Annotated in this window: 23 protein-coding genes and 1 other annotated feature; of the genes, 10 read left to right on the plus strand and 13 right to left on the minus strand. The window is 56.9% G+C overall.

The window, feature by feature from the left end:
* Positions 1-4 precede the first annotated feature (4 nt).
* Positions 5-436, plus strand: a complete 432-nt coding sequence (locus tag AABB92_RS09900; RefSeq protein WP_046288477.1) for a multidrug/biocide efflux PACE transporter — start codon at positions 5-7, stop codon at positions 434-436.
* Positions 437-471: 35 nt separating this feature from the next.
* On the opposite strand, the gene ushA is transcribed toward AABB92_RS09900, so the two are convergent.
* Positions 472-2,238, minus strand: a complete 1,767-nt coding sequence (gene ushA / locus AABB92_RS09905) for a bifunctional UDP-sugar hydrolase/5'-nucleotidase UshA (RefSeq protein WP_031376057.1) — start codon at positions 2,236-2,238, stop codon at positions 472-474.
* Positions 2,239-2,725: 487 nt separating this feature from the next.
* Between ushA and ybaL the strand changes: the two genes are divergently transcribed.
* A complete protein-coding gene (gene ybaL, locus AABB92_RS09910; protein ID WP_031376056.1) occupies positions 2,726-4,420 on the plus strand; it encodes a YbaL family putative K(+) efflux transporter in 1,695 nt (564 codons plus the stop codon).
* A gap of 298 nt (positions 4,421-4,718) precedes the next feature.
* Here ybaL and AABB92_RS09915 read toward each other — a convergent pair whose 3' ends face one another.
* The 4 genes from AABB92_RS09915 to AABB92_RS09930 form a co-directional block, all read right to left on the minus strand.
* The gene (locus AABB92_RS09915; RefSeq protein WP_046288478.1) at positions 4,719-6,020 is read right to left on the minus strand and encodes an inosine/guanosine kinase; all 1,302 of its coding nucleotides are present in this window, start codon (positions 6,018-6,020) and stop codon (positions 4,719-4,721) included.
* A gap of 57 nt (positions 6,021-6,077) precedes the next feature.
* Positions 6,078-7,037 carry a ferrochelatase gene (hemH, locus tag AABB92_RS09920; protein ID WP_031376055.1) on the minus strand — a complete coding sequence of 320 codons (960 nt, stop codon included), beginning with the start codon at positions 7,035-7,037 and terminating at the stop codon, positions 6,078-6,080.
* Positions 7,038-7,150: 113 nt separating this feature from the next.
* Positions 7,151-7,795, minus strand: a complete 645-nt coding sequence (gene adk / locus AABB92_RS09925; RefSeq protein WP_031376054.1) for an adenylate kinase — start codon at positions 7,793-7,795, stop codon at positions 7,151-7,153.
* Positions 7,796-7,900: 105 nt separating this feature from the next.
* Positions 7,901-8,785 carry a DUF6024 family protein gene (locus tag AABB92_RS09930; protein WP_031376053.1) on the minus strand — a complete coding sequence of 295 codons (885 nt, stop codon included), beginning with the start codon at positions 8,783-8,785 and terminating at the stop codon, positions 7,901-7,903.
* 186 nt (positions 8,786-8,971) lie between these two features.
* Between AABB92_RS09930 and AABB92_RS09935 the strand changes: the two genes are divergently transcribed.
* A complete protein-coding gene (locus tag AABB92_RS09935) occupies positions 8,972-9,841 on the plus strand; it encodes a LysR substrate-binding domain-containing protein (protein WP_031377862.1) in 870 nt (289 codons plus the stop codon).
* Positions 9,842-9,873: 32 nt separating this feature from the next.
* Here the strand turns inward: AABB92_RS09935 and htpG are convergent, their stop codons facing one another.
* The 6 genes from htpG to AABB92_RS09965 form a co-directional block, all read right to left on the minus strand.
* A complete protein-coding gene (gene htpG / locus AABB92_RS09940) occupies positions 9,874-11,748 on the minus strand; it encodes a molecular chaperone HtpG (RefSeq protein ID WP_046288479.1) in 1,875 nt (624 codons plus the stop codon).
* A 97-nt stretch (positions 11,749-11,845) separates the two neighbouring features.
* Positions 11,846-12,451 carry a recombination mediator RecR gene (gene recR / locus AABB92_RS09945; RefSeq protein ID WP_031377861.1) on the minus strand — a complete coding sequence of 202 codons (606 nt, stop codon included), beginning with the start codon at positions 12,449-12,451 and terminating at the stop codon, positions 11,846-11,848.
* The gene (locus AABB92_RS09950; protein ID WP_031377860.1) at positions 12,451-12,780 is read right to left on the minus strand and encodes a YbaB/EbfC family nucleoid-associated protein; all 330 of its coding nucleotides are present in this window, start codon (positions 12,778-12,780) and stop codon (positions 12,451-12,453) included. Before AABB92_RS09950 ends, recR begins: the two co-directional genes overlap by 1 nt.
* A 55-nt stretch (positions 12,781-12,835) precedes the next feature.
* Positions 12,836-14,938: a DNA polymerase III subunit gamma/tau gene (dnaX, locus tag AABB92_RS09955; RefSeq protein ID WP_046288480.1), complete on the minus strand. Its 2,103-nt coding sequence runs from the start codon at positions 14,936-14,938 to the stop codon at positions 12,836-12,838.
* Positions 13,433-13,494: a sequence feature (DnaX frameshifting element), on the minus strand. (Overlaps the previous gene by 62 nt.)
* Before the next feature lie 157 nt (positions 14,939-15,095).
* Positions 15,096-15,647: an adenine phosphoribosyltransferase gene (gene apt, locus AABB92_RS09960; protein WP_031374646.1), complete on the minus strand. Its 552-nt coding sequence runs from the start codon at positions 15,645-15,647 to the stop codon at positions 15,096-15,098.
* 144 nt (positions 15,648-15,791) lie between these two features.
* Positions 15,792-16,181 (minus strand): DUF454 family protein, encoded by a 390-nt coding sequence (locus AABB92_RS09965; protein ID WP_031374647.1) that lies wholly within the window; start codon positions 16,179-16,181, stop codon positions 15,792-15,794.
* A gap of 57 nt (positions 16,182-16,238) precedes the next feature.
* On the opposite strand from AABB92_RS09965, the gene priC reads away from it, so the two are divergent.
* The 3 genes from priC to rsmS are packed head-to-tail and all read left to right on the plus strand — an operon-like array spanning position 16,239 to position 17,236.
* A complete protein-coding gene (gene priC / locus AABB92_RS09970) occupies positions 16,239-16,769 on the plus strand; it encodes a primosomal replication protein PriC (RefSeq protein WP_031374648.1) in 531 nt (176 codons plus the stop codon).
* A gap of 57 nt (positions 16,770-16,826) precedes the next feature.
* Entirely contained in the window at positions 16,827-17,072 is a 246-nt protein-coding gene (locus AABB92_RS09975; RefSeq protein ID WP_031374649.1) for a GlsB/YeaQ/YmgE family stress response membrane protein, read from the plus strand.
* Between the two features lie 8 nt (positions 17,073-17,080).
* Positions 17,081-17,236, plus strand: coding sequence for a pleiotropic regulatory protein RsmS (rsmS, locus tag AABB92_RS09980; protein WP_069727952.1), 156 nt, complete (start codon positions 17,081-17,083; stop codon positions 17,234-17,236).
* On the opposite strand, the gene acrR is transcribed toward rsmS, so the two are convergent.
* The gene (gene acrR / locus AABB92_RS09985) at positions 17,233-17,871 is read right to left on the minus strand and encodes a multidrug efflux transporter transcriptional repressor AcrR (protein ID WP_031374650.1); all 639 of its coding nucleotides are present in this window, start codon (positions 17,869-17,871) and stop codon (positions 17,233-17,235) included. The genes rsmS and acrR overlap by 4 nt on opposite strands.
* A 142-nt stretch (positions 17,872-18,013) precedes the next feature.
* On the opposite strand from acrR, the gene AABB92_RS09990 reads away from it, so the two are divergent.
* From AABB92_RS09990 to ykgO, 4 genes are all read left to right on the plus strand, one after another.
* Positions 18,014-19,210: an efflux RND transporter periplasmic adaptor subunit gene (locus tag AABB92_RS09990; RefSeq protein ID WP_031374651.1), complete on the plus strand. Its 1,197-nt coding sequence runs from the start codon at positions 18,014-18,016 to the stop codon at positions 19,208-19,210.
* A gap of 16 nt (positions 19,211-19,226) precedes the next feature.
* Complete coding sequence (locus AABB92_RS09995; protein WP_046288481.1) at positions 19,227-22,382, plus strand: multidrug efflux RND transporter permease subunit AcrB; 3,156 nt, start codon at positions 19,227-19,229, stop codon at positions 22,380-22,382.
* A gap of 293 nt (positions 22,383-22,675) precedes the next feature.
* Positions 22,676-22,930, plus strand: a complete 255-nt coding sequence (locus tag AABB92_RS10000) for a type B 50S ribosomal protein L31 (RefSeq protein WP_031374652.1) — start codon at positions 22,676-22,678, stop codon at positions 22,928-22,930.
* Positions 22,931-22,941: 11 nt separating this feature from the next.
* Entirely contained in the window at positions 22,942-23,082 is a 141-nt protein-coding gene (gene ykgO, locus AABB92_RS10005) for a type B 50S ribosomal protein L36 (protein WP_031374653.1), read from the plus strand.
* Between the two features lie 45 nt (positions 23,083-23,127).
* On the opposite strand, the gene AABB92_RS10010 is transcribed toward ykgO, so the two are convergent.
* Positions 23,128-24,006 carry a metal ABC transporter substrate-binding protein gene (locus AABB92_RS10010; RefSeq protein WP_031374654.1) on the minus strand — a complete coding sequence of 293 codons (879 nt, stop codon included), beginning with the start codon at positions 24,004-24,006 and terminating at the stop codon, positions 23,128-23,130.
* Positions 24,007-24,014 lie beyond the last annotated feature (8 nt).

Consider the following 24,014-nt stretch of genomic DNA (forward strand, 5'->3'; position numbering starts at 1 on the left):
AGTCATGCGTACCCGCTCACTAAAAGAACGTATTTTACATGCCGTCTGTTTTGAAACGCTGGCGATTCTGACCGTATCACCGCTGGCCGCATGGGCGATGAATAAGCCACTGTTTCAGATGGGATCGCTGGCGATTATGTTGTCTACCGTCGCGATGCTGTGGAACATGATCTACAACAGCGGATTTGATCGGCTGCACCCGCCAGGGCAGAAACGCAGTGCTGGCGTGCGCGTGATGCACGCACTGGGTTTTGAAGGGGGATTTATCCTGATTGGCCTGCCGATTGCGGCCTGGATGCTGGCTATTTCGCTGTGGCAGGCGTTTCTGGTGGAAGTCGCCTTCTTCCTGTTCTTCCTGCCCTACACCATGGCCTATAACTGGGTGTGGGACAAACTGCGCGAGCGCTGGATCAGCCGCAAATCCTGTCAGGCATAAAAACAATCGGGAGGCGCATGCGCCTCCCGATGCGTTCAATGCGCCCGGGCTGTTTCGTTCCCCCACGGCCAGATCCACGCCAGAATCATTTTAGGGTAGTTGCGTTTACGCGCTTTCTCCGCCGCCTCATCACGCTGCCTGATCTGCTCGTCGGTGAGATGCACTACCTGTCCCTGCGGCTGGTAGTCGCTGGCCTTGATCGGCGAATGCGCCTTGATCCAGTCGCGCAGCACCTGCGCATCTGGCACGCCGCTGTTAACGTAGCCAGCATGATTATCCAGCCGTGGATAGCCATCGCCGCCCGCGGCATTAAAACTGTTGGTCGCCATGCGATAGTGCTGCGTCTCCTCGAGCGGCTTACCGTTGATGCGGATATCGCTGACCTCTTTGCCGTCGGCCGTCAGGCTGATCCCGGCAAACTGGGCGTAGCCGCCTGAGTCAGGCTGGATATTGGCCACCACCGCCAGATATTTTTTGATCTCGGCACCGGTCAGGCTTACCGACACCACATGATTGCCGAACGGCTGAACCTGCAGCAGATCGCGCCAGCTCAGTTTGCCGGTTTTCAGGGACGCGCGGATACCGCCGCCGCTCATCACCGCAAAGTCAGCCTGGGTATGCGCCATCTGTGCCCGTAAAATCAGCTGGCCGAGATTGGTCTGCTCAAAGCGCACCTGCTCTTTTTCGCCCCTGAAATCCCCCTCTGCGCTGCCGACATTGACGGTCAGCTTTGCTTCAGCCCGTTTCTGAAACGGCATCAGCAGCTTCATCATCGCACTGTTTTTCGGGATCTCCTGCTGCCAGGTGAGCCAGGTTTCACTGCCGTCGGCATTCTTCACCAGATGCTTAAGGTTAACCGGCACCAGCTGGTACGCCTCCAGCGTGACCTGACCATTACGGTAGGTGAAATCGCCGCGCCCGACATATTTGCCCCATTTATCCGCCTGCATGATCCAGATGCCGTTCTGTTTATCGGGCTGACACGGCTGGCCAGGCTGATAATTTTTCACGCTGACGTTCTCTTTTTCCATGCAGACTGCATCGTGCGAGTGACCGCCGACGATCAGGTCGAGGGTGCCGGCCGGCAGGCTGCGTGCCAGCGTGACATCACCGATGCCGTTACTGCCGTGCTTGCCGTCGTCGTAGTGGCCCAGATGCGTCAGCGCGACAATCACGTCCGGTTTCTCACTGGCGCGTAACTCTGCCACCGCTTTGATGGTTTCGGCGATCGGATCGCGGAATTCGACATCGGTTAAGCCAGCCGGGTTGGCCAGCCGGGCAGTATCGGGCGTAATCAGCCCCAGTACCGCAATTTTCAGGCCGAGACGATTGAACACCGCCCACGGTTTAAACATTCGTTCGCCGCTGCTCTTCTGATAGACATTAGCCGCCAGCAGCGGGAATCGTGCCCACTTCTCCTGCTTGCGCAGCACCGCAATCGGCTTGTCGAATTCATGATTGCCGAGCGCCATTGCATCGTAACCAATCAGGTTCATGGCGCGAAAATCGGGTTCAGCATCCAGTTCATCCGATTCCGGCACCCCGGTGTTGACGTCGCCCGCCGAGAGGATTAATGCGCCGCCGCCTTTGGCCTGCACCTCATAGCGCAGCGTATCCATCAGCGTTTTTTGTGCTGCCAGACCATATTCACCCTGCGGATTGAACCAGAAGTGACCATGTTCATCATTGGTGTGCAGCAGGGTAAAGCGGTACGTGCGGTCAGGCTCTGCAGCCTGAGAAAACAGCGGCATCAGCGCCAGTACTAGCGCAACGCTCGATCCTGCCCATCGTGATAACAACACCGTTAATCTCCTTATTTCTGTCTGGCCCGTTTATCTCTGCGGGTTCGCTCACCGGGCTGCCCCACTGTTTCGCACATTCTTCTGATGAACTCAAGGCTAAAGCACGCGGCAGGCGTCAGTGATGATGAATTACGCCCCGGCGGGCAGCATAGTGAATGCCAGATGAAAGTGGATTGCGCCGACCTGACGGCTGACGGCCTGTCAAAACTGTGCCGGGCGACGGTTTAGCTGACTAATAGGGTCATTAGCCATTGATTCGCGTCACGCTTAGGGCATTTATCCGAAGTAATCTTTATTTATCCGGCCTTTAATAATGCGCCAGCACGGCCGATATTAACGATAAGCAACCAAAATGGCCTTTCGGCTACGTTTTTCTCTCATTTAATCGATTTTTTCTGCTCTTCCCGCAAATTGCTCAGCGAAAGCGTCCATTTTGCATTAAACTTCTTTGTTACAAGCGGATACATTTGCATACAAGGAGACAGGCATGCATCACACCACACCGTTGATCACCACCATTGTCGGAGCACTGGTTCTGGCATTTCTCCTTGGGATGCTGGCGAACCGCCTGCGCATTTCACCGCTGGTCGGCTACCTGCTGGCTGGCGTGCTGGCCGGTCCCTTTACGCCAGGTTTTGTCGCCGATACTAACCTCGCGCCGGAACTGGCGGAGCTGGGGGTGATTCTGCTGATGTTTGGCGTTGGCCTGCACTTCTCGTTAAAAGACCTGATGTCGGTAAAGTCGATCGCCATTCCCGGTGCGGTCGCACAGATAGCGGTTGCGACATTACTGGGAATGGGTCTGTCATGGACGCTGGGATGGTCGTGGATGACCGGCCTGGTGTTTGGCCTCTGTCTCTCCACCGCCAGTACCGTGGTGTTACTGCGGGCGTTAGAAGAGCGTCAGTTAATTGATAGCCAGCGCGGCCAGATCGCCATTGGCTGGCTGATTGTTGAAGACCTGGTGATGGTGCTGACGCTGGTATTGCTGCCGGCGATTGCTGGCATGATGGAACAGGGTAACGCCAGCGCCGGACTGCTGGCGTGGGACCTGCTGTGGACCATCGGTAAAGTGGCCGCCTTTATGGTGCTGATGATGGTGGTCGGACGGCGTGCCGTTCCGTGGATCCTCGCCCGCAGCGCCGCCACCGGCTCACGCGAACTGTTTACGCTGGCGGTGTTAGCGCTGGCGCTGGGGATTGCGTTTGGCGCGGTTGAATTCTTCGATGTCTCATTCGCGCTCGGCGCCTTCTTTGCCGGCATGGTGCTGAACGAATCTGAACTGAGCCACCGCGCCGCCCGCGATACCCTGCCGTTGCGCGATGCTTTCGCCGTGCTGTTCTTCGTCTCGGTCGGCATGCTGTTTGATCCGTCGATTCTGGTGACGCAGCCGCTGGCGGTGCTGGGTGCGCTGGTGATTATCGTGGTGGGCAAATCCGTTGCCGCCTGGCTGCTGGTGACGCTGCTGGGCCACTCCCGCCGTACCGCATTGACTATCTCGGTCAGCCTGGCGCAAATTGGCGAGTTCGCCTTTATTCTGGCCGGACTCGGCATCTCGCTCGGCCTGCTGAGCGATGAAGGCCGCAATCTGGTGCTGGCAGCGGCTATCCTGTCGATCATGATCAACCCGATCCTGTTTACCCTGCTGGAGCGTTTCCTGGCGAAAACCGAAACCATGGAAGAGCAGACGCTGGAAGAGGCGATCGAGGAAGAGAAGCAGATCCCGGTGGAGTTCTGCAATCACGCGGTCATCGTCGGCTATGGCCGGGTCGGCAGCCTGATCGGCCAGAAGCTGATTGAGGCCAACGTGCCGCTGGTGGTGGTTGAGAATTCCCGTCCACGCGTCGAAGCGCTGCGTGAGCGAGGCATTAAAGCGGTGCTGGGCAATGCAGCCCGGGCTGAAACCATGGAGCTGGCACGGCTGGATTGCGCCCGCTGGCTGTTGCTGACCATCCCGAATGGCTATGAAGCGGGTGAAGTCGTGACCGCCGCGCGCGAGAAGCACCAGAATATTGAGATCATCGCCCGGGCGCATTACGACGATGAGGTGGAATACATCATGGAGCGCGGCGCGACCCGGGTGGTGATGGGCGAGCGTGAAATTGCCAGCAGCATGCTGCAGATTCTGCAGGATGAGATGAAGCAGGGAACAGATTTACATGCCTGCGACGTGGTGCGTTGATTCAGCCAGGGCCGGATAGTTGTGAGAGCGAGCCGGCACAGGGAACACGGCCAGATCGGTAAGACGCAAAAGCCCATCCCTGACTCGCCCGGCCCGCGCGATTATGCACCTCATCCCTGAAGTGCGCCCAGAGCCGGGCCAACGCATTGCGTTGTCTAAAAACGCGCCCGGCGTTTTATCCGGGCGACGGAACGCTTTCCTCTTCTGACCTTGTACCCTGTGCGTTGAGCTAATCCATTGCTGCCAGATTCAGCCTTATTTGAGTTTGTCAGCTATCTGACGCCCTGTGGCTGGCAGCTTAACGATCCCAGTAAGACTCTTCCAGACTGTCTTCCCGCTCCGGTAACCCGCGGGTTAAGCGCGGCGAATGCTGATTCAGAACCTGATAGCTTACGCGGTTGGCATATTTACACACCTGCGCCAGCGATGAATAGGTCAGATAAGGGCGGGCGTGCTTGCTGGAATTGGGCACGTTGAGGCGATGGTAGTTGTTGGCGGTAATATCATGCAGTAACGCCGCCAGCGCGCCATCTCCGGCACCGTTGGTGTTCATGATCTTCTCCGGTCCGCCCATGTAGGGCGCAATGTGCGAGAAAATCCGCAGCGGCTGCTGACAATCCTGCTGGCGCATTACCCGGCTGAACTCATACTGGTTAAACTCAGCGATGGCACCCGGCAGCAGCGGATGGTTGGTTTTACGTTTGAACTCTTCTTCGGTATAACCCGCCATGTAGAGCCCGGTCGGCCCGGCAGTGCACAACACCAGATCCACCCACTCCAGCGCCATATCCGAGGCCAGCAGCGGATCGGCTTCGCCGGTCAGCGCCAGTGCTTCCTCTTCATTCATTGCCACGATAGTGACGTGCTCGCGCAGGAAGTCGCGCCAGAACTGGGGGTTATCGCCGATCACGTGTTTGGTGCCGAGCGTCAGCACCACCGGTACATTGTGACGTTTGGCGTACTCGATCGCCCGCAAGGTGGCCTGCGGCATCGGTTCACCCTCAGCGCAGCGCACCAGGTAGGAGGTCAGCACCAGCGCTGAAGCGCCGGCAATCACCGACTCCGGCACGTTATCGGGCTTGAGCTGGTTCATCTGGCCCGGGCTGATGGCAAACGTCCGCTCGCCATTCTCACCAATCAGCGTAAAGCAGCGGCCAATCGCACCATCAACCCCCTGCAGATAGTTGAGATCCATCCGGCTGGAGGTATTGCACAGATAGCGATAGGCGTAGCCGCCGATCTGGATGTTGTTGCACATCACGCCCAGCAGCACTGAACGGTCATCGGCCAGCACCGAGAAGTTATGCAGCGTGTTGCCAATGGTGCCACCGGCAAACTGGTGAGTGATCAGCGCATCGCGCATCAGTTCGTTGTAGAGCGCTTCCGCGACGGCATCGTCGATCACCAGTGAATGACCGGCACTCAGGCCATAACGGGTCAGGAAAGCCTCGTCGACTTTCGCTTCGATATCGACCAGCGTCTGATCGATGCCGACTACCCAGCTTCCCGCGTCAACATCGTGTTGAGCAGGCTGTAACAGGGGATCGCGTGCGCTGACCGGGAAGTAATGTTTGGATTTGCGTTTGCCGGGAAATTTCATCGGGAATGCCGTCTGGAAAAACAGGCAGAGAATGATATCACACTCTCTGCCTTCGCTTTAACGGCGTGCGTTGACCAGCTGCACCATCATTTCGATGTGGGCTTCGTCGGCGTTGAGCGCCGGAATGTACTCAAACTTCTCGCCACCGGCGTGCATGAAGATTTCACAGTTTTCACCGCTGATCTCCTCCAGCGTCTCCAGACAGTCTGAAGAGAAGCCGGGGCTCATGACCTGCACATGCCTGATGCCTTTGGCCGGCAGGCTTTTCATGGTTTCGTCGGTGTAAGGCATCAGCCAGGGTTCGCGGCCGAAACGCGACTGGAAGGTCAGCATAAACTGGTCGTCACGCAGACCCAGCGCTTTGGTCAGTGCCGCAGTGGTATCGGCACAGCGCTGAGGATAGTCATCGCCTTCATTCGCGAAACGCTGCGGGATGCCGTGGAACGACATCACCAGCAGATCGGGCTGACCATGCTGCGCGAAAGATCGCTCTACTGACGCTTTCAGCGCGGCGATATAGGCCGGATGTTCGGCGTAATCGCGAATGAACTGCACCTCAGGCAACGAACGGTAATCTTTAAATACTGCGGTTAAACCATCCCACACCGCCGCCACCGTCGAGCAGGAGAACTGCGGATAGAGCGGCAGCACGATCAGGCGCGTTACGCCCTGCGCCATCAGCTTATCTACCGCACTTTTCATGCTGGGATTTCCGTAGCTCATGCCAAGCTCAACCGGCATATCGACACGTGCCGCCAGCGCATCACGCTGACGCTGGCTGTAAACCAGCAGCGGCGAGCCGCCTTCCATCCAGACCGAGGCGTAGAGTTTCGACACGCGCGGCGAGCGAAACGGCAGCACCACGCCATTGAGGATCGGCCACCAGAGCCAGCGCGGCGTATCGACCACGCGAGGATCGCTTAAAAACTGTTTCAGATAGCGTTTAACAGCAGGTGTGGTTGGGGCGTCTGGCGTACCTAAATTAACCAGTAACACGCCGGGCTTATCTTGCCTCATTGTGATTCCTTGATGACGACGGGGATGCGTGAAAACGAGGAAATTGTAGCGGAATTAGTGGGAGGTAAAAGCAATTACTGCAAAAGGGGCCAGTAATACCGGCCCCCTGGTGCTTAGCCGAGGATCTTCGCCAGCTCGGCACTCACTTCGGTCACTTTACGGGTGCCGTCAATTTTGTGATAGGCGGTGTGACCGGCTTCCGCTTCTTTGCTGTAATAGGCAATGAGCGGTGCGGTCATCTGATGGTATTCCACCAGGCGCTTACGCACGGTCTCTTCCTGATCGTCTTTACGGGTGGTCAGCTCTTCACCGGTAACGTCATCTTTACCTTCCACTTTCGGTGGATTGAAGGTGACATGGTAAACCCGGCCAGATGGCGTATGAACACGACGACCGACGATACGCTCAACGATCAGTTCATCCGGTACGGCGAACTCCAGCACGTGATCAACGGTGATCCCGGCTTCTTTCATCGCATCCGCCTGAGGAATGGTGCGTGGGAAACCGTCCAGCAGGAAACCGTTTTTGCAGTCTTCCTGAGTGATACGCTCTTTAACCAGCGCAATCACCAGCTCATCGGTTACCAGTTTGCCGGCATCCATAATGGCTTTCGCCTGGTTGCCCAGCTCGCTGCCTGCTTTTACCGCTGCACGCAACATGTCGCCGGTGGAGATTTGCGGAATGCCATATTTCTCCATGATGAATTGGGCCTGAGTCCCCTTACCTGCGCCCGGAGCTCCGAGCAGAATAATACGCATTGCGTAAATCCCCTTGCGAATCGCATTGATCTATCTGAGAAGGCGAAGAACATACCATTATGACCCGCTCATCACAAGGAAGGGCGCGGATCGCACCCGTCTACTCTACTGCCTTTCCGGCCCGATAGCAGCGCCTGTCGAGCGGCCCGCGCCTTTTTCAGATTTACCGCCGCACCCCAATAAGGTCTGCAATCGCTTGCCCAGCTGGTGGGTCATATTGATGCTCTTTTTGCCGCTGCCGCGCACGTTGGCATTAAGCTGCAGCCGCGCCTGCTGTGGCCATTTCACCACATCCTCCGCGTCACACAGGGTGGTGATGATCGCCGGCGGCAGATTAAAACTGGCAAAAGGCAAGCCGGGCTGATGGCTGGAATGCAGTGACATCGGGCCGGGAAGCGACAGCGCATCCACGGTCGCGGCGTTATACGGCCGCCACTGCGGATCGTCAAAACGGCGCAGCGCCGCGTCGACGGCCGTCAGACTCAGCCCCTGTTCAAACAGGCGCAGTTCGCTGCGCACCAGCGTACTGAAATCACAGGTGCGCAGCGCCACCAGCACCAGATCGCCACAAATCTCAGCGTGACGATCCAGCCGGGTGACAAACAGATGCGCATCATCGATCAGATTAGGGTGCAGCACGCTGGCAAAGCTTTCGCTCGCCTCAGTAACGCCCTGATTCTGGCAATCGCGCAGCGGGCGAACCCGCGCGTTGGGCAAATCGACGTGTGGCACCAGCATGATGTTACCGGCCATCAGCGGGATCGCCGGCAAAATGTTGAGTTCAGTCACCGGATAGTGTGAGGCGTAGCGTGTCTGATTGCGCGCCTGCTCCTGGCGCAAAAACAGCTGTGACAGTAGCACCCGCGCTATATGCAGCGAAGGGGCGAAGAAGAGATCGAACTGCTCCAGCTTGTAAAAACGTGAGAGTGCCAGCCGCAAACGGTCGCGCGTCTCTGACGGCGTGGCAGAGGAAGATGGAGCATATGCCATGAGCGTCTCGTTTTCGTTGTAGTGCAGCATAAGAGAAGGTGAAATGCGGCGGAATATCAGGAGGACACATAGATAATATGCTGAGTCAACCCGCCAGAATCTGCCCTGTAGAGTAGGTCAATGCGGCTGGACTTTAAAATGATATAAATGAACAATCCTTGTTAGATTTTTAAACAGGGGATGAGGATGACCGGACTGCCACCGCTGAGGGCGCTGCACTATTTTCACCAGGCGGCATTACACAGCAGCTTTAGCGTGGCGGCGGACCGTCTGCACGTCACGCACAGTGCGATCAGCCATCAGATACGTCAGCTGGAAAGCTGGATGGGCAAACCGCTGTTTGTTCGCAGCAACGGCCGCGTAAAGTTAACCTCACACGGTGAACGCCTGCTGCAGAGCTGTCAGCAGGCGTTCAGTGAACTGCGCAGCAGCTGTGAAACCATCCGCACCGGCCTGCGCCAGTATATCAGCGTCTCCTGCGCCCCGAGTTTTTTGTCACAGTGGCTGATCCCACGCATCGCCAGCTTTTACCAGCGCTACCCCGGGATTGAGATCCGCTTCCAGCCGCTGGCGGATCTGGCGCAGCTGCGCAGTGAACATGTCGATGTGCTGATTCTGAGCCACAGCGCGCGCCCTGAAAGCGACATTGACGCCATGCTGATCAGTGAAGATGAGATCGGTCCGCTGTGCGCACCGCAGTTTGCCCGTCAGTTACAGAGCGGCAACGATTTGCGCGCCCTGCCGCTGCTGCATGCCGATACGCGGCTGCACGCCTGGTCAGAATGGGCGGAAAAAGCCGGTATCAGCGGCAACTTTAGCGGGGGTCAGCATTTCGATAGCCTGACTCTGGGTATCCAGGCAGCGCGCAGTGGACTGGGCGTGTTAATGGCGCCCCATTTGCTGGTGCGGCAGGAGCTGGAGGATGGCACGCTGATCGCGCCGTTGGGGTTTGTTCGCGTTGAACGTGCGACCTGGATGTTGACCCGACAGAGCCGCTCTCCTGAGCCGGAAATTAGTCTGTTTCGGGACTGGCTGCGTGAGGCCGCGCAGCCATAAAAAAAGCCGGTGAGGGTCACCGGCTTTTTTGGTTATGCCGTCAGCAGCTGATTCATGCGACGGATAAACTGGTTTGGATCGTCGAGCGTGCCGCGTTCTGCCAGCAGCGCCTGATCCAGTAACAGTTCGATCCACTCGCCGAAGCGCGCTTCATCCTGGGTGTCCGCCACGCGTTTCACCAGCGAATGATCCGGGTTGATCTCGAAGATGTACTTCACTTCCGGCACTTCCTGACCGGCCGCAGCAAACAGCTTCGCCATCTGGGTAGTCATTTCGTTGGCATCGGTGGTGACGATCGCTGGCGTGTCGGTCAGACGATGAGTCAGACGCACCTCTTTCACCCGCTCGCCCAGCAGGGTTTTCACCCGCTCAACAAACGGCTCCAGCGCTTTTTCCGCCTCTTTCTGCTCTTCGGTCTCTTCATCCGCCAGTTTGCTCAGCGAATCATCCGCTTTGCTCACCGACTGGAAAGTTTTACCGTCGAACTCAGTCAGGTAGCTCATCATCCACTCATCGATGCGATCGGAGAGCAGCAGCACTTCAATACCTTTCTTACGGAACAGCTCGAGGTGCGGGCTGCTCTTCGCAGCGGCATAGCTATCTGCGGTGATGTAGTAAATCTTCTCCTGACCTTCCACCATCCGGCTGACGTAATCTTCCAGCGAAACGGTTTGCGCCGCGCCTTCGCTCTGGGTGGTGGCAAAACGCAGCAGTTTCGCAATCGCTTCCTGGTTAGCGTGATCTTCAGCCGGGCCCTCTTTCAGCACCAGACCGAACTCTTTCCAGAATGTCTGGTATTTTTCGCTGTCGTCTTTCGCCAGTTTTTCCAGCATCTGCAGGGTGCGTTTGGTCAGCGCGCCGCGCAGGCTCTGGGTGACCCGGCTATCCTGCAGGATCTCACGGGAGACGTTAAGCGGCAGGTCATTCGAGTCAATCAGACCGCGGACGAAGCGCAGGTAGTTCGGCATAAACTGTTCGGCGTCGTCCATGATGAAGACGCGCTGTACGTAAAGTTTCAGGCCATGCTTGTGCTCGCGGTTCCACATATCAAACGGTGCGCGCGCCGGAATGTAGAGCAGGCTGGTGTATTCCTGCTTACCTTCCACCCGGTTATGGCTCCAGGCGACCGGATCGCTGAAGTCATGGGCAATGTGCTTGTAAAACTCGTTGTACTCTTCGTCGCTGATCTCTGACTTGTTGCGGGTCCACAGCGCCTGGGCTTTGTTAATTTTTTCCCAGTGGGTGCTGTCGCTCTCTTCATCTTTGCTTTCGATTTCAACCGGCAGCGCAATGTGATCGGAATATTTGCTGATGATGTTGCGAACGCGCCACGCGTCGAGGAATTCATCTTCGCCTTCGCGCAGATGCAGGGTGATTTCGGTACCGCGATCGGCTTTCTCAATGTCCGCGAGGGTATATTCACCCTCGCCCGCCGATTCCCAGAATACGCCTTCGTCAGCCGAGGCACCGGCCGCACGGGTCCGCACGGTGACCTTATCCGCCACGATGAAGGCAGAGTAGAAGCCCACCCCGAACTGTCCAATCAGCTGGCTGTCTTTCGCCTGATCGGAGCCCAGCGATTCAAGAAACGCTTTAGTACCCGATTTTGCGATGGTACCGAGGTTCTCAATCACCTCGTCACGACGCATACCGATACCGTTGTCGCTCAGGGTCAGGGTGCGGTTGTCCTTGTCAACAGAGAGACGGACGCGCAGTTCACCGTCGCCTTCATACAGGCTGGCATCCGACAGCGCACGGAAACGCAGTTTGTCTGCCGCATCCGAGGCGTTGGAAATCAGCTCACGCAGGAAAATCTCTTTGTTTGAATAGAGAGAATGGATCATCAGGTGCAGAAGTTGTTTTACTTCCGACTGAAAGCCACGGGTCTCTTGTCCTTTCATGGTCATTGCTACCTCAACAAAACAGGTTGAACAAACGTTGAGGTTGATGTGGGGATGACGGCGAGGTTTTCAAGCCGGTGTCTGTCACAACACCGGCAAGTGGTTAAAATTTAATCTTGTGGCGGCCCGCCAGCGAATGGGAGAGCGTGGTGCCATCGACCATTTCCAGCTCACCGCCAACCGGCACTCCGTGCGCGATGCGGCTGGCGTCTACGCCATACTGACCGCACAGCTCGGCGATATAGTTAGCGGTCGCTTCCCCTTCCACCGTCGGGTTGGTGGCGAGAATGACTTCCTGAATGGTTTCGCTTTCCAGTCGCTGCTCAAGGCGATCCAGACCGATATCGGCCGGGCCAATGCCGTCAAGCGGTGACAGGTGCCCCATCAGCACGAAGTAACGACCGGCAAACTGGCCCGTTTGCTCAATGGCGTGGATATCCGCCGGGCTCTCTACCACGCAGATCAGACCATTCTGCTGACGCCGTGGATTGGCGCAAATGGTGCAGATCTCCTGCTCGGTAAAGGTACGGCAATCGGCACAGTGGCCGATTTCCGACATCGCCCGGGTCAGTGCCTGCGCCAGGCGCATCCCGCCGCTGCGATCGCGTTGCAGCAGCTGAAAAGCCATGCGCTGCGCCGATTTCGGCCCAACGCCGGGCAGACAGCGCAGCGACTCCATCAATGATTCAAGCAGTGGGCTGGTTTGCATCAGAACGGCATCTTGAAGCCTGGTGGCAGCTGCATACCGGAGGAGACAGACGCCATCTTCTCTTTCTGGGTTTCATCAATGCGGCGTGCAGCATCGTTGAACGCCGCAGCGATCAGATCTTCCAGCATATCTTTGTCATCTTCCAGCAGGCTGGGATCGACTTCGACGCGGCGGCAGTTGTGAGCACCGTTGATGGTGACCTTCACCAGGCCTGCGCCTGATTCACCGGTCACTTCCAGCGCGGCGATCTCTTCCTGAACCTTGGCCATTTTGTCCTGCATCTGCTGGGCCTGTTTCATCAGGTTGCCCAATCCGCCTTTACCAAACATATTTTTCTCTCTCAGCTGAGGCCACAACGCTATCGTTGAGATAGCGGCAGCGTGTTCAAACAGGTCGGATACTCTCTTCATCCAGATCGGCATCGAAAAACCGCTGTAACGTCTGAATGTGGGTATCGCAAGTGATCGACTGACGCGCCTGCGCCAGTTTCTCTTCGTAAATGGCCTGACGCCACTCAAGTGGTGTCAACACCGATGAATTATCGTCTTCAACCACCGAGAGTTCAACTGCCTGCCCGGCAGCCTCACTCAGGGCGGCGCTTAACACCTGCTGAGCAGATGCCGAATTAAGGTGGCGCTGGCTGGAACGCAGATGCAGACAGACACCGGTTTCGGTGGTCTCTTTCCAGGCATTCAGCGCCAGCTGCTGCACCAGTTTAGGCAGCGGCAGCGAAGCAATTTCAGCCGCCCACGGATCGCGCTGCTGCGCTTCTTCCGCCAGACGCGCCGCCAGCTCAGGGGTTTTCTCATGCTCCAGCGCAGAACGCAAGGCCTTTGGCGTGGCAACCGGTTCCGCCACCACCACCGGCTGGGTTTGCGCCTTCCAGCGATACGCCTCTTCTTTTACCGGCGCAGCAGGCTCACGCTCGCGGATACGCTGCTGGCTGCGCTCGGTAACCGAGGCCAGCCGCTCCAGCGCGGAGTTGGCCGGCCGCGCACCTGGCGCCGCCGGCTCACTCTTTTTTGGCTTGTTCGCTCCCTGACGCAACAACTGGGTGCGCGCCTGCAGGAGCTGACTGGTGGAACTGGAAAGGGCATTATCCGCGGCAGCAGCAGGCGGTGGCGTCGCGGCCTGCGGCGCAGGATCGGGCGCGGCCATCTGCGGCTGCGCAGCAATCTGCTGCTGGCTGGACGACGAGGTAACCGGCGACGGCGCGGAGGCGGCTGGCCGGGCTGGCGCTGGCGGCTGAGCCTGCGCGTAAGACGACGGCGCGGTTACTGGCCGGCCAGCTGGCGGAGCCGAGGGTGCCATTCCCTGCGGCGACGGCGCGTGTTCCACCGGCGCGACCGGGGCCGACTGTTGCGTTAACGTCGGTCGGGCAATCGGTTCAGCCACTGCGGCTTTAGGGTGGAAGGCCAGCGCCCGCAGCAGCGTCATTTCAACGCCCATCCGGCGATCTGGCGCAATCGGCAGATCTTTACGGCCCATCAGCAAGGTCTGATAGTAGAGCTGCAGATCGGCTGGCGGCACCACGCGTGCCAGTTCACGCAGCCTGAGCGCGTTACTTTCGTCGTCGTCATTCAGCGAGGCTGGCAACAGCTGCACCATGGCAATCTGGTGCAGTAAGCGCAGCATTTCAACCAGCAGCGCTTCCCACTCCACACCGCGCGATGCGGCCTGACTCAGCAGCGACATCACCTGCTGACCATCGCCGTCAACCAGCGCTTCCAGCAGGCCGAGCGGCTGTTCGTCATCCAGCGTGCCGAGCATGGCGCTGACCGTGGTGCTGGTCACTGCGCCCTGCCCCATCGCAATCGCCTGGTCGGTCAGACTCAGCGCATCACGCATGCTGCCGTCAGCCGCGCGCGCCAGCAATTGCAGCGCCCGCGTTTCGCTGTCGATGTGCTCCTGCTGCAGAACATGCTCAAGCTGCTGTCGGATCTGATCGACATCCAGCGCTTTGAGATGAAACTGCAGGCAGCGAGACAGGATGGTCACCGGCAGCTTCTGCGGATCGGTGGTCGCCAGCAGGAATTTAACGTGTGATGGTGGTTCTTCCAGCGTCTTCAACAGCGCATTGAAGCTGTGACGCGACAGCATGTGCACTTCATCAATCAGATAGACTTTGAAGCGGCCGCGCGCCGGTGCGTACTGCACGTTATCGAGCAGATCGCGGGTGTCTTCGACTTTTGTACGCGACGCGGCATCGATCTCAATCAGATCGACAAAACGGCCCTGCTCAATCTCCCGGCAATTATCACACTGACCACATGGCGTGGCGGTGATACCGGTTTCGCAGTTAAGGCCCTTGGCCAGCAGACGCGCAATGGTGGTTTTCCCTACGCCGCGTGTGCCGGAGAAGAGATAAGCATGGTGGATACGTCCCAGAGACAATCCATTCGCCAGCGCCGTCAGAACGTGTTCCTGACCGACAACATCAGCAAAAGCCTGGGGACGCCATTTTCGCGCAAGTACCTGATAGCTCATGTGGATTCGACGAAGTTGGATGGAAAAGGTGAGCGCAGACGCTCTGCAACCCCTGTACAGGATTGCAGTAGTCTAACAGCTACGCTTTTGCCTGGCACTCGTTATCTTGAACGAGAAGGCGTGACGACCCTGCCGCCTGGCAAGGCCGAAAAATGGCTTAATGGCCGGGGAAATTGACCAGGCTGTAGCTCTCAACGCCAAGGGCTTTCAGGCGCGTTTCACCGGTCAGATCGAACAGGTTGATAATGAACGCGGCATCCCGGACTTCGCCGCCTGCGCGACGAATCAGCTTAACGGTCGCTTCAATGGTGCCGCCGGTTGCCAGCAGATCGTCCACCACCAGCACCACGTCACCAGGCTGAATCGCATCTTTATGCAGTTCCAGCCGATCGGTGCCGTACTCCAGCTCGTAAGATTCGCTGTACGTTTCACGCGGCAGCTTGCCTGGCTTACGCACCGGAACAAAACCTACGCCCAGGCCTAACGCCACCGGCGCGCCGAACAGGAAACCACGTGCTTCAGTGCCCACCACTTTGGTGATGCCTTTGTCACGGTAGCGCTCCACCAGCAGCGCGATAGCGGCGGCATAGGCTTTAGGATCTTCCAGCAGGCTGGTGACATCACGGAACAGGATGCCCGGCTTGGGATAATCAGGGATGCTTTTAATGCTGTTTTTAATGAATTCAAGCTGCTGCGCAGTGTCGGTCATAATGATACGCCTGGTAAAAAATTCTGTTTCGCGCAGCTTCAATAGCGCCAATACCTGGTAAAAGGCTCAGCGGAAGTCAATTCACAAAGGGAAGCCACGCACGAAGACGCCCAAATCTAAGCAAATGACCGGATAATTGCAACTTTATCGCGGCGGCGGCGGCGCGTCCGCTGTTTCTGCCACCACCGGTATCCGCCACATAAACAGCAACAGTGCCGCCAGCATCAGCAGCAGCATAATCCGCACCCACCAGAGCGAGACCAGCACGATGGAAATCGCAAAGGTCACCACAATCAGGCAGATAGCCCGCCCTTTCGCCCCAGGCGGCATAGCACGATGCTGCTGCCAGTGGCGCAGGTAACGGCCAAACGGCGAGCGCCACAGCAGCCAGTGATGAAAGCGCGGCGAGGAGCGGGCAAAGCACCAGGCGGCCAATAGCATAAATGGCGTGGTGGGTAATAATGGTAATACAATGCCCAGGGTTCCCAGCACAACTGCCAGCCAGCCGAGGGTTAATAACACAATGCGTTGCATGAATGCCGCCCAACTCTTTCCTGATCCCCTTACGTTAGCACAACTGAGCCTGACGCCATGAACCTGATCACCGCACAACAGCGTCTGCAACATCTCCTTATTACGCTGCGTCAGGATATTGCGACCCATCCCGACGGACAGTGCCGGCTTCCCCGCTTCGACAGCCAGCTGTTTCGCAGCAAAGGCACCCGCCTCGCCGATTATCTGGCGGAGGTGGAACAGAACTTTACCCGGCTGTGCGACAGCGCCGGCGATCCGGACCGCAGCGCCTGGCTGGCTGAGCGGCTGGTCGATCAAATTGCCGCGCTGCAACGGGAAGCCAGCACGCAGCAGCTGCGCACTCGCCGGGAAAAGCCGCTGAGCAACCCACGTGTCTCGAAGTATCAGGAGTATCGTGAATATGAGCGGCGCCTGCTGGCGATGATCGATCAGCGCGAACAGCGGCTGGCGCTGGCGGAAACCCTGGCGGTTCAGCACCAGCTGAAACACGATCTTGAGACGTTAGAAGGCCGTCTGGCACGCTGCCGGCAGGCGATTCGTTCGGTAGAGTGGGCATTATCGCTGCGCGGCGACCAGCAAGAGGAATAAAGCGCAGCGGTAAAAAAGCGCTTCTATACTCGATAGGGTTCGGTACGGAGGAGAATAATGGGTTTATTCATCTGGCTACTCAGCGGATTGCTGTTAGGGTTGCTTAAGCGCATTGTGATGCCGGGCCGACCCGGCGGCCTGTTCGCGACCCTGACGCTGTCGATGATTGGCGCACTGATTGGCGGCTATATTGCCAGCTATTTTGAATTGGGTAGCCTGGCGACGCTGCATATGGGCGCTTTAGCTATGGCGATTGCCGGTTCACTATTAATGCTGCTGGTGGCAGCAAAATTGCGTATATAGGAGGAGAGATGTCGCTGGAGAATGCCCCGGATGACGTTAAACTGGCGGTCGATTTAATTCAGTTGCTGGAAGAGCACCAGCTGCCGGTGGAGACGGTATTATCCGCGCTGGCGATGGTGCAGCGCGATTTCGAAAATAAACGCGATCGTCAGCCGCCGGTTTAGGCGCGAGCGGTCAGGGTCGGGCTGAGACGCAGCATATCGATAAAAGCGTCGACCAGCGCCGGCGCGTCACCGGCTAAATCAAAGCTTTCGGGCGTAAATAACCAACTTTCCATCATGCCGTTAACGTAACCGCGCATAATCAGCGCGGCCTGACGGGTATTAAGGCTGCCGGGAAGCTGTTCCGCTTCGATACACTGACGCAGAATATCTTCAATTTTGTCGTAGCATTCGAGCAGTAAGCTTTGCTGGATATTCTTCAGCGACGCCATTTCGCCAACAAATTCGCATTTATGGAAAATGATCTCCATCAGAGCGCGGCGTTGTGGATCGTTTGCTGTCGCGTCAAAGATATAGACCAACATGGCGCGTAAAACAGAAAGTGGATCGCCCGGGTATTTTGTTTGATACTCAAGTTCCACGTCATCCAGCCCGGCATCACAACGAAGCCAGATTTCATGCAGAACATCGGCTTTATTTTTGAAATGCCAGTAGATGGCCCCCCGCGTGACGCTGGCCGCCGAAGCAATATCCGCCAGTGAAGTGGCAGAAACGCCCTGTTGCGAGAACAGGACAATGGCGGCATCAAGAATTTGGTGCCGCGTTTCAAGTGCTTGCGCTTTGGTTTTTCGTGCCATAAGGGACTTTTTTTACAAACGGGTAAGTTTACATACATTTGTGAATGTATGTACCATAGCATGACCCGCGATTTGACGCAGCAATGGGTTCTTCGGATTGTGATCCATTGATCAATTGATATCGGACACTAGAGGTTTATTTATGAATAAAATCAGAGGATTATCGCCTCTGGCGGCCGTCCTGATGCTATCAGGCAGCTTTTTGTTAACAGGATGTGATAACAATAAATCCGAACAAGCCGCCCAACAACAGGCGCCAGAAGTGGGCGTAGTCACGTTAAAAACCGAGCCACTGAAAATTTCCACCGAATTGCCTGGCCGTACCTCTGCATATCGCGTGGCCGAAGTGCGTCCTCAGGTTTCCGGTATCATTCTGAAGCGTAATTTTATTGAAGGCAGCGATGTCAAAGCGGGTCAGTCGCTTTATCAGATCGATCCTGCTACCTATCAGGCCGCTTATGACAGTGCGAAAGGCGATCTGGTGCAGGCAGAAGCTAATGCCCGCATCGCTCAGCTGACCGTTAAACGTTACAAGCCGCTGCTTGGCACCAAATATATCAGTCAGCAGGACTATGACACCGCCGTCGCTACGGCCGCGCAGAACGATGCTGCGGTTCAGGTGGCTAAGGCTAACGTCGAAACCGCTCGTATCAATCTGGCTTATACCAAAGTCACCTCGCCGATCAGTGGTCGCATCGGCAAATCATCGGTCACCGAAGGTGCCCTGGTGCAGAGCGCGCAAACCACCGCGCTGGCCACCGTGCAGCAACTTGACCCGATGTACGTTGACGTTACCCAGTCGAGCGAAGATTTCATGCGCTTACGTTCCGAACTGGAATCCGGTCAGCTGAAGCAGAACGACGGTAAAGCCAATGTGACGCTGCTGATGCAAAACGGCAGCACTTACTCTCAGCCAGGTACGCTGGAATTCTCTGACGTCACCGTCGATGAAACCACCGGCTCTATCACCCTGCGCGCTATCTTCCCGAACCCGAACCATGCGCTGTTACCGGGCATGTTCGTGCGTGCGCGTCTGGATGAAGGCACCAACCCTAATGCGCTGCTGGTTCCGCAACAGGCGGTAACCCGTACCCCAACCGGTCAGGCGACCGTGATGGTGGTCGGTGCAGACAATAAAGTGGAAGCGCGTACCGTTACGGCCGCACAAGCGATTGGCGATAAGTGGTTAGTGACCGACGGCGTGAAAGCGGGTGAACGTGTGATCAGTACTGGTCTGCAACGTGCTAAACCTGGCGCGCAGGTCACCCCACAAGAAGTCTCAGACGATGCTAAAGCTGCACCCGATTCAAAGTCGCCATCTGATAAGTCATCGTCATAACAGGAGCCGTTGATTCATGGCTAAGTTCTTTATCGATCGCCCCATCTTTGCGTGGGTGCTCGCCATCATCATCATGTTGGCTGGTGCGCTATCGATTCTCAAACTTCCGATCGAGCAATATCCCAATGTTGCGCCGCCGGCGATTGAGATTCAGGCCACCTACCCAGGTGCGGATGCGAAAACACTGCAGGATTCGGTGACCCAGGTCATCGAACAAAACATGAACGGTATCGATGGACTGATGTATATGTCCTCGAGCAGTGACTCATCCGGTACGCTGACGCTGACCATTTCGTTTGAGTCAGGTACCGATGCGGATATCGCGCAGGTTCAGGTGCAGAACAAACTGCAACTGGCGATGCCGCTGCTGCCGCAGGAAGTGCAACAGCAGGGGATTCAGGTTAAAAAATCCTCCAGCAGCTTCCTGATGGTCGCCGGCTTCATCAGTGACGATGACAACATGACTCAGAATGATATTTCTGACTTTGTTTCATCTAACATCAAAGACCCGCTGAGCCGTACGCCTGGCGTCGGTGATACTCAGGTGTTTGGTGCGCAGTATGCGATGCGTATCTGGATGGATCCGCACAAGCTGAATAACTACAACCTGACGCCGGTTGACGTCATCAGCGCGCTGAATACCCAGAACGCCCAGGTTGCTGCCGGTCAGTTAGGCGGTACGCCGCCGGTGCCGGGCCAGCAGCTGAACGCCTCAATCATTGCGCAGACCCGTCTGACCTCAACCGATGAGTTCGGCAAAATCCTGCTCAAAGTGAATGAGGATGGCTCGCAGGTGCGTCTGCGTGACGTGGCGAAAATTGAACTCGGTGCTGAAAACTACGAGATCATCGCCCGTTATAACGGCAAACCGGCCTCCGGTATCGGTATTAAACTGGCTACCGGCGCCAATGCGCTGGATACCGCAAATGCGGTGAAAGCGGAGCTGGGAAAACTGCAGTCCTCCTTCCCGGCTGGCCTGAAAGTGGTTTATCCGTACGACACCACGCCATTCGTTAAGATCTCTATCTTCGAAGTGGTGAAAACGCTGTTAGAAGCGATCGTGCTGGTGTTCCTGGTGATGTATCTGTTCCTGCAGAACTTCCGCGCCACGCTGATCCCAACGATTGCCGTGCCGGTGGTACTGTTAGGGACCTTTGCGGTTATCAGCGCCTTTGGTTATTCGATCAACACCCTGACGATGTTCGGGATGGTGCTGGCCATCGGTCTGTTGGTGGATGACGCCATCGTGGTGGTCGAGAACGTTGAGCGTGTGATGGCGGAAGAGGGATTACCGCCAAAAGAAGCGACCCGACGTTCGATGGAGCAGATTCAGGGTGCGCTGGTCGGTATCGCCCTGGTGCTGTCGGCGGTATTTATCCCGATGGCCTTCTTTGGCGGATCGACCGGGGTTATCTACCGTCAGTTCTCCATCACTATCGTTTCGGCTATGGCGCTGTCAGTACTGGTGGCGTTGATCCTGACGCCAGCACTCTGTGCCACCCTGCTGAAGCCGGTGAAAAAAGGCGATCACGGTAAAACCACCGGTTTCTTCGGCTGGTTTAACCGTCTGTTCGACAAGAGCACCAACCATTACGTCGACAGCGTTGGCCACATCATTCGCAGCACTGGCCGTTATCTGGTGATCTATCTGGTCATTGTGGTCGGCATGGCATTTCTGTTCCTGCGTTTACCTTCTTCATTCTTACCTGAAGAGGACCAGGGCCTGCTGCTGGCACAGGCGCAGTTGCCTGCTGGCGCGACCCAGGAACGTACTCAGAAAGTGCTGGACCAGGTTACCGACTACTTCCTGACCAAAGAGAAGGACTCGGTTAAGTCGGTGTTTACCGTTAACGGCTTTGGCTTTGCCGGTCGTGGACAGAACACCGGTATCGCCTTCGTCAGCCTGAAGCCGTGGGATGAACGTAGCAGTAGCGACCTGAAGGTACCGGCGATTGCGGGCCGTGCCATGCAGGCGCTGGGCGCGATCAAAGATGCGATGGTGATTCCATTTAACCTGCCAGCGATTATCGAACTGGGTAATGCCACCGGCTTCGACTTTGAACTGATCGATCAGGCTAACCTGGGTCACGAAAAGTTAACCCAGGCACGTAATCAGCTGTTCGGCATGATTGCTCAGCATCCGGATACTCTGGTAGGCGTCCGTCCGAACGGATTGGAAGATACGCCGCAGTACAAGCTGATTGTCGATCAGGAGAAAGCACAGGCGCTGGGAGTATCGTTAAGCGATATCAATACCACGCTGGCGGCCTCGTGGGGCGGCTCTTACGTCAACGACTTCATCGACCGCGGTCGTGTGAAGAAGGTGTACGTTATGGGTCAGGCAGACTCGCGTATGCTGCCGGACGACATTGGTAAATGGTATGTCCGCAACGGCAGCGGAACCATGGTGCCCTTCTCGGCCTTCTCGTCCGCGAAATGGCAGTACGGTTCACCGCGTCTTGAGCGTTACAACGGTCTGCCGGCGATGGAGATCCTCGGACAGGCTGCGCCTGGTAAGAGCTCCGGTGCGGCAATGGATCTGATGGAAGAGCTGGCGTCGAAACTGCCTGCCGGTATCGGTTATGACTGGACCGGGATGTCTTATCAGGAACGTCTGTCAGGCAACCAGGCGCCGGCGCTGTACGCAATCTCGCTGATTGTGGTCTTCCTCTGTCTCGCCGCGTTGTATGAGAGCTGGTCGATTCCGTTCTCCGTGATGCTGGTGGTACCGCTCGGGGTAGTCGGTGCGCTGATCTTCACCACGCTGCGTGGTTTAAGTAACGACGTCTACTTCGTGGTGGGGTTACTGACAACCATTGGCCTCTCGGCGAAGAACGCCATTCTGATCGTCGAATTTGCTAAAGATTTGATGGAAAAAGAGGGCAAAGGGCTGGTTGAAGCGACGCTGGAAGCCTGTCGTATGCGTTTGCGTCCTATCCTGATGACGTCACTGGCGTTCATTCTCGGGGTACTGCCGCTGGCGATCAGTACCGGTGCCGGTTCTGGTGCGCAGAACGCCGTTGGTACCGGCGTAATGGGCGGTATGGTTACCGCAACCGCGCTGGCTATCTTCTTCGTTCCGGTGTTCTTCGTGGTGGTGCGTCGCCGCTTCGGTAAGAACAAAGCGGAGATCGAAAAAGGTCATCCGGTTGAACACAACCAGACTCACTAAGATCTGACTGACAGTATAAGAGGCCGCGCAAGCGGCCTTTTTTTATGGCGGCTGTCGCTGCTCGCTGGCGGGCGCGATGATGCTGCTGTTCTTTACTGACGGGTTGCGCTAGCTTTTCTGCTCTCTGCCGCCGTTTCCTCACTGACGGATTGCGCTGACTCTGCCCGGAGTATGACTGCCAGCGCTGCGCTCCCCTGCCCTCACTTTTAGCTCCGCTCTTCCCGGTGGTTGCAATCTCAACAGAGTCGGCGCATAATATTGTTATATTATAACATTACAAAAGAGGCATTATTATGAAAACCGCTATTCATCCTGAGTATCGCCACGTGGTGTTTCACGACACTTCGGCTGACGTCTGGTTCAAAATCGGTTCGACTATCCGCACCGACCGTACCGTGGAATTCGAAGGCGAAACCCTGCCTTACGTGACGCTTGATGTCTCGTCAGCCTCGCACGTGTTTTATACCGGTAAACAGAAAGATTTCGCCAAAGAGGGCAGTACCGCACGCTTTAACCAGCGTTTTGGTCGCTTCCTGGGTCATAAGTGAGGGAGAGGACGATGCAGGTATTAAGCTCGCTGCGTTCAGCAAAAAAGCGCCACCGGGATTGCAAAGTGGTGCGTCGCAAAGGCCGTATTTACGTGATTTGCAAAACCAATCCGCGCTTCAAAGCGGTACAGGGAAGAAAGAAAAAACGCTAGTTTGTGTCGTGATGACTGGCCGGGCATGCCCGGCCTTTTTTATGTTTATTGCATGCTTTTCAGCATCGCGTTGACGTTATGTCTGAATGCCGCTTCATAGGTGGGCGCCGGACCCGCCGCCGGCGACAGCGCTTCAGGGTAAAGCTCCCCGCCGGGCTGTGCGCCGGTCGCGCTGGCAATCTGCTTCACCAGCCGCGGATCGGTCTGATTCTCAATGAAGTAACGCTGGATATGCTGCTGCTTCAGTTGGGTGATCAGGCTTCCCACCTCACTGGCGCTGGCCTCCGCTTCGGTGGAGAAACCGACCGGTGCGAGGAACGTAATGCCATATCGCTGGCCAAAATAGCCAAACGCATCGTGACTGGTCAGCACCTTGCGTCGTTCGGCGGGCACCTGGTCGAAAGCCGTTTTTGCCCAGCGGTCCAGCGCCTGCAACTGCTGAATATAGTTTTCACCGCGCTGACGGATCTGTGCAGCATCATCTGGGTCCGCCTTTACCAGCGCATTCATTACGTTAGTGGCGTAAATTACGCCGTTCTGCATACTGTTCCAGGCATGCGGGTCAGTGATGGTTTTGCCCTCCTCTTCCATGCTACGGGTGGTAATCCCGGTTGACGCCACCACCGGCTGGCCGCGATAACCCGACGCGCTGACCAGCCGATCCATCCACCCTTCCAGGCCTAAACCGCTGACAAACACCAGATCGGCTTTTGCCAGCGCCTGGCTGTCCTGCGGCGTCGGTTCAAAGGTATGCGGATCGCCATCCGGCCCGACCAGGCTTTTAACCCGCACATGGTCACCGCCGACCTGTTTAACGATGTCCGCCAGCACGGTAAAACTGGCGACCACATCCACCGTTTTTGCCATCGCTAATGGCGCGACAAATAGCGCAGCCAGCGCCAGACTAACCGGTAATTTCTTCATCAATACCC

Source organism: Pantoea brenneri (genome assembly GCF_038594305.1).
Classification (GTDB): domain Bacteria; phylum Pseudomonadota; class Gammaproteobacteria; order Enterobacterales; family Enterobacteriaceae; genus Pantoea; species Pantoea brenneri.